The organism is Methylobacterium sp. WL116, from assembly GCF_008039455.1.
Classification (GTDB): domain Bacteria; phylum Pseudomonadota; class Alphaproteobacteria; order Rhizobiales; family Beijerinckiaceae; genus Methylobacterium.
In genome coordinates, this window is record NZ_VRUV01001009.1 from 1 (window position 1) to 759 (window position 759).

The 759-nt window shown below is 71.4% G+C and carries 1 protein-coding gene and 1 pseudogene; one reads left to right on the forward strand and one right to left on the reverse strand.

All coding sequences use genetic code 11. The features are described from left to right. The coding region (locus FV223_RS29095; RefSeq protein WP_281407489.1) for a formyltransferase family protein at positions 1-518 on the reverse strand (518 nt) is incomplete at its 3' end. 30 nt (positions 519-548) lie between these two features. Here FV223_RS29095 and FV223_RS32275 point away from each other — a divergent pair. After that, a pseudogene (locus tag FV223_RS32275) lies at positions 549-759 on the forward strand (hypothetical protein); the annotation flags it as partial.

A 759-nucleotide genomic window follows, 5' to 3' on the forward strand; every position in this document is an offset into this window, starting at 1 on the left:
GGCCCGGTCGCGAGCCGCCGCGCCGCCATCTGGCACTTGGCCAGCAGCGTCTCGTGGTCTTCCTGGGCGTCGAGCGGGAACAGGTCCTGCGCGAGGATGTCGCCGGTGTCGAAGCCCTCCTCGGCGAGCACGTGGGCGGTGACGCCCCAGGTCTCGTAGGCTTCCTCCACCGCCCGGAACAGCGGGTAGGGGCCGCGCCCGGTCGGCAGCGGCGAGGGGTGGATGTTCAAGCCGAAGGCCGCGCGGGTGCGCCATCCGGTGATCAGCCAGGGATAGCCCGCGACGACGAGCGCCCAGTCGCGGCCGTGGGCGGCGTTCAGCGCGTCGAGATCCTGGGCCTTCAGCCGCGAGAGCTGGATCGGCAGGCGCAGCTGACGGGCGCGCGCCACCACCACGTCGTTGTGATCGTAGAGCCCGTCGCAGGGGCGGGTGAACAGCTTGATCGGGGTCCAGCCGGCCTCGATCAGGCCCTCGAACACGCCGCCGAGGAAATCGATGCCGGCGAAGGCGAACTTCATGAACCTGGATTCTCCGGCGGTCTCGATGGGATGCGACCTTGTGGAACGGCCGCGCCGGCCTCGGCCGACTCCCCCGTCCTCCACGACGCCTTAGCTTCATCTTGTCGAACCGTCTCCGCCGGCAAGGGGCGTTCGGCGGCGACGGGGGCGAGCATGCAACGGGTTCTGATCTACGGCGGCACGGGCGGCATCGGCCGGGCGACGGCGGAGGCGCTGCGCCACCGCGGCTACGGCCTCCACC